Below are 15,046 nucleotides of genomic sequence, written 5' to 3'. Positions count from 1 at the left end.
CCCGGAATCCTGAACGATGACAGTCAAGCAATGGTTTAAAAGCGGTTCTCCCTGGGTGTGGCTCAACGCCGGCGCCATCGCCATCAGCATGATCATGGTGGTGGGGCTGCTGTCGCTGATCCTGGTGCGCGGGTTCTCCCACTTCTGGCCGGCCCCCATCCTGGAGACCACGGTCACCCAGCCGGACGGTCGGCAGGTTCAGGTGATGGGTGAGCTGTCCCGTTCCCAGACCTTGCCCGCCGAGGTGCTCAGGGATGCTGGCGTGGATATCCCCCGGGAGATCAATCTGGTCACGCGCCACCTGATCAAGCAGGGCAACCGGGATGTCTGGGGTCGTGACTTCGTCTGGTATCCGGAAACCGGGATGGAGGAATGGCGTTTCCCGGCGGACGCCATGCGCCTGGAGCGACGGGAAAGGGGGGACTTCTTCGGCTATCCGGTCCGCCTGATGGAGGCGGGCCGCACGGTGGCCGAGGGGGATGACCTGTGGCCGGAGCTTCAGCAACGGGTGGCGCGCGCCAATGACATCTTCGACGAGATCCGCCGCATCGAGCGGCGCGAGATCGGCAGCGTCAACCAGCGCATGGAACGGGTGCGTCTGGATGAGCGCCGCCTGGAGATGGACCGACGTGCCGGGCGCATCGATCGTGCCACTCAGGAAGAGGCCATGGCGGAGCTTGAAGCCCGTCGCGCCGAACTGACCCAAGAGTTTGCCGTGTTGCAGGAGCGCCTGGACACGCTCTATCAGGACGTGCGCCGGGACACCCTGGTGGCCCGGGTATCGGATGGTCGGGAAGTGGATTTGTCACTGGCTCAGATCATCCGCGCCGTCAAGCCCAACGACATGTCCGTGGTCTCCAAGATGGGCCTGTACGTGGCCCAGTTCTGGGACTTCCTGAGCGGCTATCCGCGCGAAGCCAATACCGAGGGCGGCATCCTGCCCGCCATTTTCGGCACGGTGACCATGGTGTTCGTCATGTCCATCATCGTCTCCCCGTTCGGGGTGCTGGCGGCCATCTACCTGCGCGAATATGCCCGCCAGGGGCCGCTGCTGCGCATGATACGCATCTCGGTGTACAACCTGGCCGGGGTACCCTCCATCGTCTTCGGGGTATTTGGTCTGGGGTTCTTCGTCTACTTCGTGGGCGGGGCCGTGGACCAGCAGTTCTTCCCGGAGGCACTGCCATCGCCCACCTTCGGCACGCCGGGGCTGCTCTGGGCCTCGCTCACCCTGGCGCTGCTGACCTTGCCGGTGGTGATCGTGGCCACCGAGGAGGGGCTGGCGCGCATCCCCAGCACCATCCGTCACGGCAGTCTGGCGCTGGGGGCCACCAAGGCCGAGACTCTGTGGAAGGTGGTGGTTCCTCTGGCGACGCCGGCCATGATGACCGGGCTGATCCTGGCCATTGCCCGGGCGGCCGGCGAGGTGGCCCCCTTGATGCTGGTGGGCGTGGTCAAGCTGGCACCGACACTGCCCGTCGACGGCAACTTCCCCTTCATCCACCTGGAACGCAAGATCATGCACCTGGGCTTCCATATCTTTGACGTGGGCTTCCAGAGCCCCAATGTGGAGGCGGCCCAGCCACTGGTCTACGCCACGGCCATGACATTGGTGGTGCTCATCGTCATGCTGAACCTCACGGCCATCAGCATCCGCAACAGTCTGCGTGAGAAGTACCGCAGCGAGTCCGATTGATCCGCCATCAAGGCCTGAATACAGAGAATGACGCCAATGGATGCCACAATGACCCAGACCGACAACAGCGCGCCGGCCTCGAGCCACGGCATTGCCTCGAGCCTGTTCGAGAACCCCAACGCCAAGCGCCTCAAGCTGTCCGATGAGCGCATTGCCCTGGAGGTGAAGGACCTGAACCTCTATTACGGCGAGGAACAGGCGCTGAAGAACATCTCCTTGAAACTTGCCGCCAACCGGGTGACCGCCTTCATCGGCCCCTCCGGTTGCGGCAAATCCACCCTGCTGCGTTGCTTCAACCGCATGAACGATCTGGTGGACGCCTGCCGGATCGAAGGTTCGATCAGCCTGGAGGGCAAGGACATCTACGACCGCAAGGTGGACGTGGCCGAATTGCGCCGCCGGGTGGGCATGGTGTTCCAGAAGCCCAACCCCTTCCCCAAGTCCATCTTCGAGAATGTGGCCTATGGGCTTCGGCTCCAAGGGGTGCGCAACCGCCAGGTACTGAGCGAAGTGGTGGAGCGCGCACTGCGCGGGGCGGCCCTCTGGGATGAGGTGAAGGACCGCCTGAACCAGAATGCCTTTGGCCTTTCCGGCGGTCAGCAGCAGCGCCTGGTGATCGCCCGCGCCATCGCCATCGAGCCGGAGGTCATCCTGCTGGATGAGCCGGCCTCGGCCCTGGACCCCATCTCCACGGCCAAGATCGAGGAACTGATCTATGAATTGAAGGAGGATTACACCATCCTGATCGTGACCCATAACATGCAGCAGGCCGCCCGTGTTTCCGACTACACGGCCTACATGTACCTGGGCGAGATGGTGGAATATGGTGACACCATGACCCTGTTCACCAACCCGAAAAAGAAAGCCACGGAAGACTACATCACCGGTCGCTACGGTTAACGTCGCGGGCACGGTCATCAGTCATCATTTGATACAGCATTTTATCGAGGCACACGGCGATGGATCAGAGCAGTCTGAGTGGTCACTACCTGGAAAAGTACAACGAAGAGCTGGAGACCCTGCGGCGTCGTGTGCTCAACATGGGCAACCTGGTGGAGCGGCAGGTGGCCAACGCCGTGAAGGCCCTGACCACGGCAGACACGGCCCTGGCGGACGAGGTGATCCAGGAAGATGTGCGGGTCAATAGCATGGAGGTGGCCATCGACGAGCACTGCTCCGAGATCCTGGCCCGGCATCAGCCGGCCGCCAGCGACCTGCGGTTCATCCTGGCCATCATCAAGACCATCACCGACCTGGAGCGCATTGGTGACCAGGCCGAGCGGGTGGCCCGCATGGCACTGCACTTGGCGGAGAAGGACCGTCCGCGCAATCAATATGGTGACGTGCAGGCTCTGGGAGACAAGGTGACGCAGCTGGTGCACAACGCCGTGGATGCCTTTGCCCGTCTGGATGTGGATGCCGCGGTGGCCACTGCCCGGGAGGATGTCAACGTGGACAGGGACTACGAGGCGGTGATGCGTCAGCACATCACCTTCATGATGGAAGACCCGCGCACCATCTCCCGGGCCCTGGACGTGGTCTGGGCCATCCGCGCCCTGGAACGCGTGGGCGATCACTCCCGCAACATGTGCGAATACGTGATCTACCTGGTCCGCGGCAAGGATGTGAGGCACATCAGCCTGGATGAGATGGAACAGGTGGCCCGGGGGGCCGAGCCGGAGGGGGAGTCGCAGTAGCCGGGTGCCGAGAATGACGCCAGCGGCGGGTTCTGCTAGTTTGGAGGGCCCGGACAGGAGGTACGATGAACGACCAGGACATCCGCTGGCAGCAACGGTTTGCGAATTTCAACAAGGCGCACGCGCAATTGCTGGAAGCGCTGGAGTTGATGGAGCAACGGCCGCTCAGCAAGCTGGAAAAGCAGGGGACCATCCAGGCGTTTGAGTTCACCTACGAACTGGCCTGGAACCTGCTGCGCGACTACATCCTCTGGCAGGGCGATGCCCGGGTATCCGGTTCCAGGGATGCCATACGGGAGGCCTTCAATCGCCAATTGATCAGTGATGGCCACGGCTGGATGGCGATGCTGCAAGACAGAAACCGCACAGTGCATACCTACAATGAGGCCACTGCCAATGAAATCCTGGCCCATGTGCGTCAGCGTTATGCTGCCCTGTTTCGTGAACTCGCACAGACGTTTGCTGAATTGGCCCATGACCAGAAGTCCAAACCTGGGGGCCATTGATCATGTCGGCAGGGCGGTTCGGGTTGACCGAAAATGATGTGATAAAGCTGTGCAGCGTTTTCGAGCGCTATCCGCAGGTGCGCGAGGTCATCATTTACGGCTCGCGCGCCAAGGGCACCCATCGACCTGGGTCGGACGTCGACCTCACCATCCTGGGCTGCGTCGATTGGCAGGTTTTTAACCAGCTGGAACTGGACCTCGACGACCTGTTGCTGCCATACAAGATCGACCTCTCGCTGTACGAGCAAATCGATGATGCCGACTTGAAGTCCCATATCGAGCGCGTGGGGCAGACACTGTTTTGCGCAGCGCAGCGGTCGAACTATAGCCCCGAGCTCGCCCGGGACTGAAGGAAAGCAGGCTTGAGCCCCTCTCCCGCTTGCGGGAGAGGGGTTGGGGTGAGGGCGGGTGCCCGATGCAGCGCTTCCTCCCGGCTGTGATTGGACCAGTGCATGAGCCGGATATTGCCTTGAAAATCCTCCAGCAACGCCGTGCAGTGCTCCACCCAGTCACCGTCATTGCAGTACAGCACACCATCGATGCGCTCGATGCCCGCCTTGTGGATGTGGCCGCAGATGTAGCCGTCATAGTTCCGCTCGGCAGCCCGGCCGGCCGCCGCCGCCTCGAATCGCCGGATATACTCCCGGGCCTTGCCCACGCGGGTCTTCACATGCCCGGATAACGACCAGTACGAATGCCCCATGCGCATGCGCCAGGCGTTGTAGGCCTGATTGATGCGCAGCAGCACCTTGTAGGCGCCGTCCCCCAGCGCCTTGGCCAGCCGGTTGTGCTTCACCAGGGTGTCGAACTCATCCCCGTGGCTCACCAGAAAGCGACGCCCATCAGCGGTCACATGCTCCGCCTGACGCTGCACGCTCACCCCCTGGAACACCGTGCCCACGAACGCCCGCAGGGCCTCGTCATGGTTGCCGGGGATGTAGATCACCCGCGTGCCCGCCTGGGCCTTGTCCAGGATGCACTGAATCACCGCGCTGTGATCGGTGCTCCAGTAAACGCTGCGCTTCATGCTCCACAGGTCGAAGATATCCCCCACCAGATAGAGGGACTCGCACTCGGTGGACTCGAGAAAGTCCAGCAGATAATCCGCCCGGGACTGGCGCGTGCCCAGGTGGACATCGGAAAGGAAGATGCTGCGGCAGTGGATGCTGGCCATGATGAGGATGTCCCGTTTGGAGTCTGCGCCGATTATCCCCGCCTGACATGACCGTCGGATCAAGGGTGGATGGCATTGGGATGACGATGAGGGGCGGTGCGCATGAAATGCCGCTGATAGCGCGCAGGCAGGTCTTCACGCTTGAGCAGGATGAAGACGTCCGCGACCCTGAAATCCGGGTCCCAGCAAGGTTCGCCGCCGATGCGGGCCCCCAGGCGCAGATAGGCCTTGAGCAGGGGTGGCATGAGGGGTTGCTCGGGCAGGGCAGGGGGGCAGGGGGGGAGCGGCAGTCGGGGCATGACCCGCAGCGCTTCGGGCACCAGGTATTTTTCCCGCAGCCGCTCCATGATGGCATGGGCCTGGTGGCCGCCATCCTGCATGGGGATGCTGGCGCAGCCGATCAGGTGGTCGATGCGATGGCGTGACATGAACTGGGCGAGGCCTGCCCAGAGCACGCCGATGGCGGCGCCGTTGCGATAATCCGGATGGACGCAGGTACGTCCCACCTCCATCACGCGGCCTTCAAGTCGGGCCACTTCACCCAGCTGGAATTCGTTCTCGGAATAGAATCCGCCGGCCAGGCGGGCCTGCTGATCCAGGAGGATGCGTGTGCTGGCCACGGCAGCGCCGGTTTGGGTGTCGCGCACCAGCAGATGGTGGCAGTAGCGGTCGTACCGGTCCTGATCCAGGCCGCAGATCACCGAGGCCTGACTCAGTTCCGCTCCCATCTCTTCGGCGAACACCTGATAGCGCAGCCGCTGCGAGGCCATGATGTCCGCGTCATCCCGGGCCACATCCGCCCGGAGCATGTTCCGGGGCAGGTTCCATTGACCTTCGTTGAGGATCGCTGTTTGCATGTCGTCTGCTTTCCCGCCCAATAAGGCATGCGGGCGGCGCCCCGGCGCCACCCATTGAACCGTCCACCCCGGGGCGCTCTCCCAGGGTTCAGCGCCCATGCTGAATGAGTGATCTTTCAGGCCGGTGAAGCCATCGTGATCGTTGTGTTGCAAGGTGCATAAAAAAGGCCCGGGGGTAGGACCGGGCCAGGATCGCCATGCTTTGCAGAGGAGTGGGGCGTCCCTGCCCCGATACACACAGGGTGAGATCAGAAGTCGTAACGCATGCCCAGGGAGAAGGCGGTGGCCTTCTCGCCGGCGGCCCCACTGGGGCTGGCGGTACGGGCGGCGCTCCAGGAGGTCAGGCTGGAATCATCGTCGTTGTCCATGACGGCGATGTTGCCGTAGAAGCGCAGGGCGCTGTCCAGGCGATATTCCAGGCCGATGGCGTAGAGGTTGGCATCGTTGTCATCCAGGTCGGAATCCAGGGTGAACCAATGGGCATTCAGGTAGACGTTGGGGCTGGCCTTGTACTGGCCGCCGAGGCCCCAGACCTTGCCTTCCTGATCCTCGACACCGCGGGTGCTTTCGGTCACCTGGTAAAGGCCACCCAGACGGAACCCCGGGGTGATCTGGTAGGAGCCGGCCAAACGCCAGGCGTCGGCGTTGTAGTCGAACCCGGACGTTTGGCGGAGAACGACATCGCCTGTGTTCTGATTGATGACGTATTCGGAGCCAGCGTCACGATAGATGCTCTGATTTTCATAGGCCAGCACCACATTCACCGGCCCGTTGCGGAAACCCAGGGAGGTACTCACCGCGCGATTCTCGGCATCCTCGACGGTGGACTGGCCGGAGTTGTCGGCCGAGTACTGGATATCCCACACCAGCCCGTTCAGCGAAGGCGTGCGGTAATGGATGCTGTTCCTGAATCGCTCGTCGAAGCGACCGTGGTCGTTGGTGCGGGTCAGGTTGCGCATGTCGCCCACCTGATCACCGAAGAAGTTGGCCGGGCCGCGGGCGCGCTTGAAGGGGGTGTCGAACTTGCCCACGCGCAGCATGCCCCAGTCGCCCTTCAGGCCGGCGAAGGTATCGCGGGTGGCGAATTCGGTGCCGGAGTCATCGAAATCGATCTGCTGCTCAATCTGGAAGATGGCGGTGAGGTCATCCGCGAACTGGCGCTCACCCTTGAAGCCCAGGCGGCTGGAGTTGCTGGAGACGTTGAATTCGCTGTAATCGTCGCCGTCGTCCAGAATGTCGGCAGACAGATGTGCCCGCCCATACAGCGTCATGTCGGCCACGGCCAGGGCCGGCATGGACATACCCACGGCCACCATGGCCGCAATCAGTTTCTTGTGATGCATGTGAATGACTCCCCAAGTCTATGAGTGGAAAGGCTGTCCCGAGCCTGTCTAACCGGGGAGAAATATGGCGGTGCAGCGTTAAAATGCCGTGAACAAACCATGAAGTTGTGATGAAATCACCACAGGTGTTGCGTGAGTGCAACGCTTTTTGCGGTGCCGGGTTTATCCTGCTGTCATGTGGGGCCATTACCCTGAGTCGCTGGTTCACGACTCAGGAGTGTCACGCTCATGCGAGTCATCATCGGCTATTCCATGCGTTCGGGCAGCACCCTGCTGGCCCACATCCTCTCTGGCCATTCCCAGGCCCGTGCCTACAGCGACATCAGTTCCAACTGGGCACTGGTCCGCATTGCACTGGGGCTGCAGCCACCCGGCATGATCTGCATCAAGCCCGTTGACCTGCTTTATCTGCAGCGACACGTGCGGCTCTGGGATCGCTACGATCGACGTATCTGGCTGGCCCGAGACCCTCGGGATGCCTATCTGTCCTCCGTGGAGTCGGGGTATGCCTATCTGCTCTGGAGGCGGGGTCGCAGGGAGGAGGGGATCGACGTGGGCCTGCTCAAGCGCTGGCGGCGTATCTACGACACCTATCTCGATGATCCGGATCCCTGGTATCGGATCCACTACGAAGACCTGGTGGCCAGGCCCGATGCCACGCTGGCGGGCCTGATGAACTACCTGGACCTGCCCCACGAAACACTCTACCCCTTCCAGACCTTCGACATCCTCCACGGCGGCGACTACAAGATCGCCCGCTCCAACACCGTGCGGGATGACTCGCGGCATCGTTATCAGCGGGAATTGACACCGGCGCAACTGGAGGTCTTCGACCGGTATCTGGGAGATCACATGAGGACCCTGGATTATCCGCTCGGCGGAGATCTGCGCGGTTCCATCGGAAAATGTGATGTGGCTCGCACTCCCGTGACCTGTCAATAGAGTGTCAAGCATTCAAAACCTACCCGTCATATAGCACCCATAGGGTCGACCTGCAGCGTGGATGAGTGACTGCCCCATGGCAGTGGACGGGGCGGCGTTCACCGCGCGGCATCCTCCGGGGGCCGTTTCGGCCATCCGGATTCCAGTGATCTGAACGACGATTGTCGAAGAGGTGGTGTGTGATGGGTGTGCGAATGCGTTTTCGATCTTCAACCGTGGCGGTGGTCACCACCGTCGCCCTGGTTTGGGCCATGGCTCCGGCTCAGGCCGCAATGCCCAAGAACGTGATTGTGTTGATACCGGATGGTCAGTCCCAGTCGGTGGTGACCTTGGGGCGGCTCTATCGGGGCGAGCCCCTGGCATTGGATGAGATTGCCACGGGCATGGTGAATACCAGCATGACCAACTCGGTCATCACCGGCTCGGCGGCGGCGGGTACCGCGTTTGCCACCGGTTACAAGACCTCCGAGCCACATATCGGCATGGCGCCGCGTAGCTACGATATCCTGAGCAACTACCAGTTGCCCGAGGGAGTGGACTGGGATTGGTTTGAATACCGTCCCCTGGCCACGCTGCTGGAAGGGGCCCAATTGGCGGGCAAGGCCACGGGGGTGGTGGCCACCTCGCGTATCAGTCATGCCACCCCGGCTAGCTACACGGCCCACGTGGACGCCCGCGGCAAGGAGAACGAGATCATGAAGCACATGGTCTACCAGAACCTGGATGTGGTCTTCGGGGGCGGTAGCCGGCACCTGTTGCCCAGGAGCATGGGCGGCTCGCGGGACGATGGCGAAAATCTCCGGCAGGTCTTGCACGACCGCGGTTATCAGGTCATCGACCATGCCGATGACCTGCATGGCATCCATTCCGATCGCGTCTGGGGCCTGTTTGCTTCCAGCAGCATGATGCCGGAACTGGACCGTCGGTATCTGCGGGAAAACGGCCACGACTATGACGTGAGTCTGCACGAACAGGCCCTGGCGGAACCCTCGTTGTCGGAGATGACGGCCAAGGCCCTGGATATCCTGTCCCAGGATCGGGATGGCTTCTTCCTGATGGTGGAAGGGAGCCAGGTTGACTGGGCGGGTCACTCCAATGACGTCATCTATCATCTCCAGGATTTCCTGGAATTTGACGATACGGTTGGCCTGGCTCTGGATTTTGCCAAGCGCGACGGCCAGACCATGGTGGTGGTCATGCCTGACCACAACACCGGTGCACTCGCCCTGGGTAACTGGGCCAGCAGTGGCAACTACACCCGTACCTCCATCGAGCGGGTGATCGAACCCCTCCAGGGGATGCAGGTGACGGCCAACTTCCTCAGTGCGCAGCTGCCGAGAAACCCGTCTGATGGCGACATCCGTGACACGGTGGCCAAGTACTGGAATATCCACTTGTCGGATGACGACCTGGCGACCATCCGCGATGAGCAGTCCATCCGCGGTCTGCAGCGGGCCATCATCAAGGTGGTCAACGACAACCACACCATTTTCGGCTGGACCACCCACGGTCACTCCGGGGAGGATGTGCCCCTGTGGAGCTACGGCCCCGGTGCTCCCACCGGCTATGTGGATAATGCGGATATCGGCCAGATCATGGGCAAGGCGATGCGTCTGAATCTTTCGCTGACCCATCCCAGCGGTCTGAATCAGCGCCTTTTCGTGGATGTTCAGGAGCACTTCCCCGAGGCCGTCGTGGATGACACGGGGGCCACCCTGGGTGAGTGGCGTCTTGTGAACGGTACCGATGTGCTGCAGCGCGGAGATGACACCTGCCAGTTGGAAGGTCTGGTGGTGCATTCCCCGTTGGCAGGTGGTGGCGAGGGCCGCACCTTCGTGCCCGCTCAGGCCATCGAGATCATGCAACGGCCGGTGATGTGGAATCGCCATTGTGGCGTCTCCCAGCCAACCAACCTGGGGCAGAGCATCCGTGACCGGGTGCACGAGCGGCTGGAGCGGGCCTTCAGCGAACGTGGAATGCGCTGATCGCAAGTGCAGGTGATGGTGTTTGCCTTCCTCCGGAATGGACGGGGGGAGGGCTTCAAACCCGGATCAGGCCCGCGTTGCGGGCCTGATCCATTTTTGCCGTTTACGGCTGGTAGGCCATGTAACGGTCCAGGGTTTCGCTGTCCACGCCGCGCAGGGTGGCGCCCTGCGGGCCGGCGCCGATGCGGGCTACGTGCTTCCCGGTCTTCTCCTGATCCGGTTTGAGAATCCAGACCCGGCCATCTTCGGCTTCCGCCCGGTAGCCTGGTTTCGTGGCCAGGTAGGCCAGGGCCGTATCACGATCAGGCGCGCGCAGGGTCATGCCCTGCGGACCGGCATTGATCAGCATCACGGGGCGGGCGGGCTTCTCCTGACCTTCCCGAAGCACCCACAGGCGCCCGTCTTCCACACTGACATCAAAGCCCGGCTTGGTGGCCAGGTATTCCAGGGCGGTCTCGCGGTCGTGCGCGCGCAGGGTCATGCCCTGCGGACCGGCATTGATCAGCATCACGGGGCGGGCGGGCTTCTCCTGACCTTCACGAAGTACCCACAGACGCCCGTCCTCAACACTGACGTCGAAGCCCGGTTTGGCGGCCACGTATTCCAGAGCGGTTTCGCGGTCCACGGCCTTCAGGGTCATGCCCTGGGGGCCGGCGCCGATGAGTATCACCGGGCGATCCGGCTTTTCCTGGCCCTGCTTGAGCACCCACAGTCGACCATCCTCCAGCTGGACCCGGAAGCCGGGTTTCGAGAAGGCGGCCTCGGGGGCTGTCTGCTGGGCAGTGGTGGTGTCCATCGTGGATCCATCAGGGGATGGGGTGCTCTGACAGCCGGCTCCCACGAGAGCGGCGGCCAGGGCCGTGAACAGGGCGGTGCGTGCATGTTTCATGGATCAGATGTCCTCGGTATGGAGTGGGATCGAAAGGGGCGAGCCTGTGATCCGGTCCATGCTAAGGTAGAATCATGACGTTTTTTTGACCATGGCCGGCGGGCACTGTCATGCGCCTGTCACGCCTTTCTGTTATCTCATGGGGTCTCACTCCCAACGCGGTCCGCACTCGCCGGCGGACCCTCATGGCCCCGACTCCATGCAAGATTCCATTTCCGAAGAAAGTCATCCCTCCGCTCTGGATCACCCGATGGATGAAACCGGCCCCGGTCAAAGTGCAACTGCCACACCCCCAGTGGATTCACTGGAGACATTGATGGCTGGCCTGCAGAATCTGCGAACCGAGGTTCTGCTGGGGGCGCATCGACGACTGGAAAGGTTCTCCCGGGACTACCCCGGCGAAGTCCCGCTCTCGGCCCGTAACCTGGCCCATTACCTTGCCTTCCGGTCGCTGGATCTGCGCCCCATCCAGCGGGGCCTGGCCCGTCAGGGGCTGTCTTCCCTGGGGCGCACCGAGGCCCATGTGCTGGCGAGCATCAATCAGGTCACGCGTTTGCTGGGGCAGCTGACGGGGCGCCCGGTGGCCGGTCTGGAAGACGAGCCCGCCATCGATTACGACACGGGTGCAACCACCCTGCGCGACAATGCCGATCAGCTCTTCGGACCGCCATCGGGTCCGCGGGAGGTGCGCATCATGGTCACGCTGCCCAGTGCGGCGGCGGTGAATCCCCAACTGGTGATGGAACTGATGGAGGAGGGCATGGACTGTGCGCGCATCAACTGCGCGCACGACGATGCCCAGGCCTGGTCAGCCATGATCGGCCACCTGCGTGCCGCCGAGGCGCAACTGGGGCGGCGGTGCACCGTACTCATGGACCTGGGCGGCCACAAGCTGCGCACAGGCCCGCTGGAGTTCAAGCCGGCCATCACCCATATCAAGCCCCGCCGCAATCTGCTGGGCAGGGTCACGGAGCCCGCGCATGTCCACCTGCTGCCCGAAGGCACGGGGCAGGACCCGGTGCAGGCACGCGGCCAATATGCCTTCTCATTGCCCCAGGCGACGCTGGATGGCCTGCAATCGGTGGATGAACTGCGCTTTCGCGATACCCGTGGCAAGGCCCGGGTACTTCGGCTGGTGGAACCCCTGCCCAAGGGAGGGTGGCTGGCTACCCTGGACCAGGGGGCCTATGTGAGTGACGAGACCGAGTTCGTCCTCAAGCGCCCGGATGCCAACGGGCACCTAAGCCCGGTGCTGTCCCTGCGGCTGGGATGGCTGACGCGGGAGCCGGTCAACATTCGCCTCTACAAGGGCGCCCTGCTGCACCTGACCCGCGACCCGGTGCCGGGGCGTCCGGCCCTGGTGGATGATCAAGGGCGGTTGGCACGCTGCGCCCGGATCGCCTGTTCCGCGCCCGAAGCGCTGGATCTGCTGGAAGTGGGGCAGGCGGTGTGGATCGATGATGGCAAGATCGGTGGCCGGGTGGAGTCGGTGGATGCCAGCGGCGTGATGGTTCGTATCACCCATTGCCGTCCCCAGGGCAGTCGCCTTCGGGCGGACAAGGGTCTCAACTTCCCCGGCGCTCGACTGAACCTGCCGCCGCTGAGTCCCCAGGATATGAAGGACCTGGACTTCGTGGTGGCCCATGCGGATCTGGTGGGTTACTCCTTCGTGGAGTCCCGCCAGGACATGGTTGTTCTCATGGATGAACTGGCCCGGCGTGGCGGCGCCGGGCTTGGGGTGGTGGCCAAGATCGAGACGGGCCGTGCCCTGGAGAATCTCTCCGAGATCATCCTGGCCACCCTGGGGCGTCACCGCCTGGGGGTGATGATCGCCCGCGGGGATCTGGCCGTGGAGATCGGGGGCGAGCGGCTGGCGGAGATCCAGGAGGAGATCCTGTGGCTGTGCGAGGCGGCCCATGTGCCGGTGATCTGGGCCACTCAGGTGCTGGAGACCCTGGCCCGGAGCGGGACCATCTCCCGCCCCGAGATCACCGATGCGGCCATGGCCGGGCGGGCCGAATGCGTCATGCTGAACAAGGGGCCCTATATCCTGGAGGCGGTGCACACCCTGAACGATATCCTGGTGCGCATGCAGGCCCACCAGCACAAGAAGAGCTCGCAGTTGCGAGCCCTTCGGTTGTGTGCGGATTGAGGGGCGGGGCCGGCCGTCAAAGCATCAGGCTGGCACTGGCGACCAGGGCACCAATGGCGGCGCCTGCCAGCACGTCGCTGGGATAATGCAGACCCAGCACCAGGCGGGAGAGGGCGATCATCACCGTGAAGGGCACCACCAGCCAGGCCCAGGCCGGCAGGTAGGCCACCAGGATGATGGTGAAGGCCACCGCGTGCATGGTATGGCCGGAGGGGAAGCTGAAACGGTCCAGGACCGGCACGTTCTGCAGGATGTCCTGGTTCTGTGTGTAGGGCCGGTCGCGCACCGTGGTCTGCTTCAGGAGCTTGTAGATGGGCAGGCAGAGCAGGCCCACCAGGGCCATGTGCAGGCTCACCTGCAGGGCCCACAGGCCATGGATGACGGGCAGGGCCAGCATCAGCACATACCAGAACACCCCGTTGCCCAGGCGGCTGACCATGGCAAAGGTGCGATGGGTCAGCCATTGGTGATTGGCCCGGTTGAAGGCCAGGCAAAGGGGCAGTTCGGCTTCGGTCATTCGCTGCATCATGCGCATGGGGAACACCTCACTTGGCTTGGGCGTACTCAAGGAACAGGGCTTCCAGCCGGTCGTGCTCACAGCGCCAGTCCACCGTCTCGGCCTCGGCGCGAGCCTGGGTACCCAGGCGTCTCCAGGTGTGGGGATCGGCCACCAGCTCGGTGGCCAGTTGCTTGAACTGTTCGGCGTCATCGAAGCGGGCCAGCATGCCACTCTCGCCGTGGCGCAGATGCTGGCGGCCCGCCGCATAGTCGTAGGACACCACCGCCAGACCCGAGGCCATGGCCTCCAGGACCACGTTGCCGAAGGTGTCCGAGGTGGAGGGGAACAGGAACATGTCGCCGCTGGCGTAATATCCCGCCAGATCCTCACCGATGTGCACACCCGCCAGGATCAGGTCCGGGTGCTGTTCACGCAGTTCGGCGGCGGCCGGTCCATCACCCACCAGAATGAATCGGGCCCGGGGCTGGCGGGCCTGCATGGCGCGAAAGGCCTCCACGGCCAGGTGCAGATTCTTCTCCGCGGCCAGGCGGCCCACGTAGATCACCGCTGGGTCATCCGGCTCAAGTCCCCATTGGGCGCGCAGGTCAGGACGACGGCGGGCGGGGTTGAATAGCTGGGTGTCCACACCCCGGGCCAGGACTCGGCAGGTGCCAAAACCCTGCTCCTGCAGCTCTTGAGCCAGGGTGTCGGTAGGCACCAGGGTGCACTGGGTGCGGTGATGGAAGCGACGCAGGAACCAGCTGATCGCCGGCGCCAGGAACCCCAGGCCGTAATACTGGCTGTAGCGGTGGAAGTTGGTGTGAAAGCCGCTGATCACCGGGATACCCATGGCCCGGGCCGCGGACAGCACGGAGCCGCCCAGCAGGCCTTCGGTGGCCACGTAGATCACGTCCGGCGGGTTGGCGCGCCACGCCTTGCGGATGGCGCCACGGGCAGGCAGGCCGAAATGCAGGCCGGGGTAACCGGGGATCGGCAGGCCGTGGGTGAGTTGCTCACGCAGCCCCTCCCGGGGGGCCAGGGTGCCGTGGTCACCCTTGCCCTGGCGCGGGCGGATCAGGTGAACCTCATGCCCGCGCTCCAGCATGCTGTGCACCATCTGGTGCAGGGTGTGGGCCACGCCATTGATCTCGGGAGGGAAGGTTTCCGTGACCATGGCGATGCGCAGTCGCTGCCTGGGCACCGCGGCCAGGTAGGGGTGTTCGGTCTCTTCCGCGGCCGCGCCTGGGGTCGTCGTCTCAGTTTCCCGGGTTTGTTGGGCAGTCTGCATGGGGCTTCCACTGTGGAC

Annotated in this window: 14 protein-coding genes; 8 read left to right on the top strand and 6 right to left on the bottom strand. The window is 63.4% G+C overall.

Going from position 1 to position 15,046, the window contains the following annotated elements:
• The first annotated feature begins 16 nt into the window (after window positions 1–16).
• The 5 genes from pstA to ECTHA_RS0112565 all read left to right on the top strand — a co-directional run bounded on the left by pstA (window position 17) and on the right by ECTHA_RS0112565 (window position 4,249).
• Window positions 17–1,696, top strand: coding sequence for a phosphate ABC transporter permease PstA (gene pstA, locus ECTHA_RS0112585; RefSeq protein ID WP_025282489.1), 1,680 nt, complete (start codon window positions 17–19; stop codon window positions 1,694–1,696).
• A gap of 48 nt (window positions 1,697–1,744) precedes the next feature.
• Window positions 1,745–2,596: a phosphate ABC transporter ATP-binding protein PstB gene (gene pstB / locus ECTHA_RS0112580; RefSeq protein ID WP_035369605.1), complete on the top strand. Its 852-nt coding sequence runs from the start codon at window positions 1,745–1,747 to the stop codon at window positions 2,594–2,596.
• 59 nt (window positions 2,597–2,655) lie between these two features.
• Window positions 2,656–3,393: a phosphate signaling complex protein PhoU gene (gene phoU / locus ECTHA_RS0112575; protein ID WP_025282487.1), complete on the top strand. Its 738-nt coding sequence runs from the start codon at window positions 2,656–2,658 to the stop codon at window positions 3,391–3,393.
• A 65-nt stretch (window positions 3,394–3,458) separates the two neighbouring features.
• Window positions 3,459–3,899, top strand: a complete 441-nt coding sequence (locus ECTHA_RS0112570) for a nucleotidyltransferase substrate binding protein (RefSeq protein WP_025282486.1) — start codon at window positions 3,459–3,461, stop codon at window positions 3,897–3,899.
• Window positions 3,900–3,922: 23 nt separating this feature from the next.
• On the top strand, window positions 3,923–4,249 hold the full coding sequence (locus ECTHA_RS0112565) for a nucleotidyltransferase domain-containing protein (protein WP_238624805.1): 327 nt from the start codon (window positions 3,923–3,925) through the stop codon (window positions 4,247–4,249).
• On the opposite strand, the gene ECTHA_RS18265 is transcribed toward ECTHA_RS0112565, so the two are convergent.
• The 3 genes from ECTHA_RS18265 to ECTHA_RS0112550 form a co-directional block, all read right to left on the bottom strand.
• Complete coding sequence (locus tag ECTHA_RS18265) at window positions 4,222–5,073, bottom strand: UDP-2,3-diacylglucosamine diphosphatase (protein ID WP_025282484.1); 852 nt, start codon at window positions 5,071–5,073, stop codon at window positions 4,222–4,224. The two genes, ECTHA_RS0112565 and ECTHA_RS18265, sit on opposite strands and share 28 nt — an antisense overlap.
• A gap of 59 nt (window positions 5,074–5,132) precedes the next feature.
• Window positions 5,133–5,930 (bottom strand): GNAT family N-acetyltransferase, encoded by a 798-nt coding sequence (locus ECTHA_RS0112555; protein WP_026623779.1) that lies wholly within the window; start codon window positions 5,928–5,930, stop codon window positions 5,133–5,135.
• Between the two features lie 248 nt (window positions 5,931–6,178).
• Window positions 6,179–7,273 (bottom strand): porin, encoded by a 1,095-nt coding sequence (locus ECTHA_RS0112550; protein ID WP_025282481.1) that lies wholly within the window; start codon window positions 7,271–7,273, stop codon window positions 6,179–6,181.
• A gap of 228 nt (window positions 7,274–7,501) precedes the next feature.
• On the opposite strand from ECTHA_RS0112550, the gene ECTHA_RS0112545 reads away from it, so the two are divergent.
• Window positions 7,502–8,215 carry a sulfotransferase family protein gene (locus ECTHA_RS0112545; protein WP_025282480.1) on the top strand — a complete coding sequence of 238 codons (714 nt, stop codon included), beginning with the start codon at window positions 7,502–7,504 and terminating at the stop codon, window positions 8,213–8,215.
• 194 nt (window positions 8,216–8,409) lie between these two features.
• Window positions 8,410–10,200 carry an alkaline phosphatase gene (locus tag ECTHA_RS18260; protein WP_025282479.1) on the top strand — a complete coding sequence of 597 codons (1,791 nt, stop codon included), beginning with the start codon at window positions 8,410–8,412 and terminating at the stop codon, window positions 10,198–10,200.
• Window positions 10,201–10,303: 103 nt separating this feature from the next.
• Here ECTHA_RS18260 and ECTHA_RS18255 read toward each other — a convergent pair whose 3' ends face one another.
• A complete protein-coding gene (locus ECTHA_RS18255) occupies window positions 10,304–11,089 on the bottom strand; it encodes a hypothetical protein (protein ID WP_025282478.1) in 786 nt (261 codons plus the stop codon).
• Between the two features lie 316 nt (window positions 11,090–11,405).
• On the opposite strand from ECTHA_RS18255, the gene ECTHA_RS0112525 reads away from it, so the two are divergent.
• Complete coding sequence (locus ECTHA_RS0112525; RefSeq protein ID WP_051582701.1) at window positions 11,406–13,241, top strand: pyruvate kinase; 1,836 nt, start codon at window positions 11,406–11,408, stop codon at window positions 13,239–13,241.
• Window positions 13,242–13,257: 16 nt separating this feature from the next.
• On the opposite strand, the gene ECTHA_RS0112520 is transcribed toward ECTHA_RS0112525, so the two are convergent.
• Entirely contained in the window at window positions 13,258–13,776 is a 519-nt protein-coding gene (locus tag ECTHA_RS0112520) for a phosphatase PAP2 family protein (protein ID WP_025282476.1), read from the bottom strand.
• A gap of 10 nt (window positions 13,777–13,786) precedes the next feature.
• Entirely contained in the window at window positions 13,787–15,028 is a 1,242-nt protein-coding gene (locus tag ECTHA_RS0112515) for a glycosyltransferase family 4 protein (protein WP_128571949.1), read from the bottom strand.
• Window positions 15,029–15,046 lie beyond the last annotated feature (18 nt).

This window comes from Ectothiorhodospira haloalkaliphila ATCC 51935 (genome assembly GCF_000633935.1).
Classification (GTDB): Bacteria; Pseudomonadota; Gammaproteobacteria; order Ectothiorhodospirales; family Ectothiorhodospiraceae; genus Ectothiorhodospira; species Ectothiorhodospira haloalkaliphila.
Note: the sequence above shows the minus strand (reverse complement) of the source record. Positions and strands in the feature narration are given on the sequence as shown.